This is a genomic window from Silvanigrella sp., from assembly GCF_044369315.1.
In the GTDB taxonomy this organism is placed as follows: Bacteria; Bdellovibrionota_B; Oligoflexia; order Silvanigrellales; family Silvanigrellaceae; genus Silvanigrella.
In genome coordinates, this window is record NZ_JBIPMD010000276.1 from 1 (window position 1) to 4,093 (window position 4,093).

Annotated in this window: 2 protein-coding genes; both read right to left on the bottom strand. The window is 32.1% G+C overall.

The features are described from left to right. Positions 1-358 precede the first annotated feature (358 nt). Positions 359-1,228 carry a hypothetical protein gene (locus ACIQ56_RS15320; protein WP_397601917.1) on the bottom strand — a complete coding sequence of 290 codons (870 nt, stop codon included), beginning with the start codon at positions 1,226-1,228 and terminating at the stop codon, positions 359-361. A gap of 31 nt (positions 1,229-1,259) precedes the next feature. Further along, entirely contained in the window at positions 1,260-3,983 is a 2,724-nt protein-coding gene (locus ACIQ56_RS15325; RefSeq protein WP_397601918.1) for a DEAD/DEAH box helicase, read from the bottom strand. Positions 3,984-4,093: the final 110 nt, after the last annotated feature.

Here is a 4,093-nt window from a genome sequence, read left to right on the forward strand (position 1 = left end):
ATTTAAAAGTCATTTGCCTATTTGGGAGCAATTTAGCTCCCTCGCTGGATAATTGCGCCTAGAGGGGACATTCTTGAAAAGTAACAACCCAATCTTTCGTAGCTCCTAATTATTTGCAACAGAACCCAAAATTGCTCCCAGATAGGTTTATTGTGAATTATTTTATGCTGACCTTTTCTAAGCATGTGATGAAGTTCTATTCCGCACAAAGTAGCTCTTGCTGGATAATTGCAAGAAGACGACGATTGACTTGATTTATCTGAATAAGTTTTAATTAATTTATTTCTGCGATAGAACCTTCATTCGTAGTTCTAGAAAAACAGATACTTTTTTTAAATTCCTCAAACATTTAAAAATTTTATTTGCTTTTTTTCATTAATCCTGCAGGATTCTTTTTACTATTCTTTCTAGGCATTGTTTTTTTTAGTGATTCTTTTTTTATTATTGACTTTTTCTTTGACAATTTTTTTTCATTATTTTTTCTTGATTTTTCCTGAGGTTCTTTTTTATTTTTTATTTTGGTATCTTTTTTTTCTTCTAGATCGATATTGAATAACTTAGAAATATCTTCTGATTTTATTTTTGAATTATTTGATTTATTTGTAAATTTATTTACATCAACAGAAGTTATTAAATCATTGCTATCCACACCCCGAAGAATAAAAAGAAGATCTGGCTTTTCATCAAGGCGCGCTCCTGCTCCATATAAGGTAGCCGCAACATGTTTACACATACTTGCAAAATCAAGACAAGAACAAGAGAATTTCAGATCATTTTGAAGAGGAAATAAACCATTCTTTTTTTCTGTTACAATTTCCATTACAGATTTAGAAAATTTCCCTTGAAGAAGTTCAAATACAGAAGTAATTTTTTTATTGCAGTTTTGAACTAAAGAATCCCATCTCGCATGCTGAATGGGTTTTATATCAATTTGAACTTTATAAATATCAGAACCACTAACAAGTGAAAGAAGTTTTCCAGCGGTTATTTTAAGATCAATTACAGAGCCATTGCGTACATAAGTTCTTCCTCGTGGAAGTCGATTTTCATAATCACTATAGTTTTCTAAATTGTCGCACCATGATTTTCCCCAAAAAGTTTTTGCAATAGCCCTTCCTTCAATGACAACAGGATCCACCTGAATTCCTTTTTTTTGAAGAACTGTTACTTTCTTTTTCGCTTGTTTTTTCCTTTCAGCTTGTGAAATATAGGGCCCCCAAAAACTCATTCATTTTTCCTTTCTATTAAATAAAACATCATTATTTTTCAGAAGTTTCATCACCCATTGCTTTATTGATATCAAGAGAAACAAGTTTGATAATTTCTTCATTGGAAAGTGATGTAATTGAAATCTGAGAATCCCCCTCTAAAATTTCATTTGAAAGAAATTTTTTGTCTTCTATCATAGAATCTATTTTATCTTCAATTGTTCCTTGGCAAATAAACTTATGCACAAGAACATTTTTCTTTTGTCCTATACGAAATGCTCTATCTGTTGCTTGATTTTCTACTGCAGGGTTCCACCACCTATCAAAATGAATCACATGATTAGCTGCAACAAGATTTAATCCCGTTCCTCCCGCCTTTAATGAAAGAATAAAAAAAGGAGAACCAAATTCACTTTGAAAATTATCTACCAATTCTTTTCTTTTTTTAATTGCTATGCTTCCATGAAGGAGAAGACCTTCTTGATTGAAAATACTTTGAGCTACTTCATTAAGAACATCTATAATTTCTTTATATTGGGTAAAAATTAAAACTTTTTCTTGTTTTTCAGCAATTTTAGTTAAAATTTCTTTCAAACGTATGAATTTTCCACTTTGAAGAAGATCATATTCTCCTTCTTTTAACCATTGATCAGGGTGATTGCAGATCTGCTTAAATCGATTTATATAGGAAAAAATAATACCTTGTCTTTTAATCCCATCAAGCCCTTGCAAGCTTTGGGCAAGCTCAGAAACGGCTTGATTGTAAAATGAAATTTGTTTGAGAGTAAGGTGACAATAAGTTTTAAGCTCTGTTTTATCAGGAAGATCGGAAATAATTTTAGGATCGGTTTTTAACCTTCTTAAAATATAAGGTTTTACAAGTTGTCTAAGAGGCCTATAAACATTTTCTTCCAACTTTGCTGACTGCTGTTTTATTTTCTTAGAATATATTGAAAATTCTTTTATATTTCCAAGCAATCCTGGGCAAGAAAAATCAAGAATGGACCAGAGGTCAATTAGATTATTTTCTACAGGAGTCCCTGTTAAAGAAAGACGCATCTTAGATTTAAATTGTTTACAAGCAAGAGTTTGTTTTGCAGCCGGATTTTTAATAGCTTGTGCCTCATCTAAAATAACCAGATCCCATTCACAACTTTGTAGCCAAGAAGTCCTATTTAAAGAAGAATAAGTTGTAATAATAACATCATAATCATCTATTAAATCTTGTTCAAAATTATTTTGATTCATTTTTTCCATTTCAGATGTATGCGCAATAAAGTAACAGATGCTTGGCGCAAATTTTGAAATCTCTGCTTTCCAATTTCCTATGAGAGTAGCAGGAACAATAAGAAGAGAAGGTTTTGATTTTTTTCTGCTTTCTTTAATGCATAAAAGAAGTGAAATGACTTGAATTGTTTTGCCAAGTCCCATGTCATCAGCAAGACACCCCCCAAGTTTTAAATTGTATAAAAGCCAAAGCCAATTTACTCCTGATTTTTGATAGGGACGTAAAGTGGCATTTAATTTTTCTTCAAAATTAGGGGAAATAAATTTATTATTTTCTGGTGAACGTAACCCATTTAATATCTCATCAAACCATTTACCAGCTGTTATTGAAGTCCAACTTCGAAGATCATCAGACAATGAATTTGATTTCTCATCATCTTTTGCAAGAGAAGCTCCAGCAAGCAAACGCATCCCCTGTAAAAACGAAACTCCCGTTTCATTTGTAGCTTTTAACGCCGATTTCCAATGGTTCAAAACTTCTTTTAATTTTTCCTTATCAACTTCTACCCAAATTCCGCGTAAATTAACGAATTGAGATTTTGCATTCATGATTGCAAAAACTTCTTCTTCAGTAAGCGAAGAATCTCCTAAACAAAGATCTATTTGAAAATTTAAAAGGGAATGAATACCAACATAGCTTGGTTCTTCTTCTCCAAGTGTAACTTTAATTTGTGGTTTGATAGGTTTCTTAGGATTCCACCAATTTGGAATACGAACCACAACTCCGTGTTTTTCATATATGTGTGTATTTTTTAAAAAAGAAAATGCTTGGGAAGGACTCCATATTTGCGGTTGAAATATCTCTCTCCTATCAAGCAATCCCTTTATAAAATCACATTCCACAGAAATATTTTGCAAGGGTTGCAAAATATTTCTTATTAACTTTTTATTTTTTTCACTAGTAGCATTTTCTATCGCACTGCCTAAAGGCAAATGCTTGGGCTTCGCTTTTTCATTCAGCTTTGTTGAATAAGTAACAAGGAATGCAAAAGGCCATTCTGGGTTTGTTTTATTTTCTGCCAAATGAAAATATACTTTTCCAACTGTATCCCAATGAGGAAAAGCTTGGCTTATATAAAGATCCAAGCTTAAACCTTCTTTTATTAATGTTTCACTTACCTTAAAATTTATTTCATACCAAATCTTCATCAATCCAGAAAAATTTAAATACTCTCCTCCTATCATGGGAGGAAGGCTTTCTATTTTTTCAGATAGGAATTGTTCATCAACTAGAACATGAATTTGTTTAGACTGATTGCCATCATAAACACACAATCGATATAAATAGTGATTGATAAAATCGAGCCAGTATAAAAAGGTTTCCTCTTGCCATTGTTGCTTATTTTGTTTTGCTAAATACAAAAGCCCATCCGCAGTGCTTTTGATAAATTCTTTTTCTATGTTTTCAAATAAACCATTGGGTTTATTCTCGCCTCCCTCTATTTTTTTTATTCCTAGGTTCTGACTTGGGGTAATGTAAATTTGCATAAAATCTTTGGTTCTGTTGCAAATAATTAGGAGCTACGAAAGATTGGGTTGTTACTTTTCAAGAATGTCCCCTCTAGGCGCAATTATCCAGCGAGGGAGCTAAATTGCTC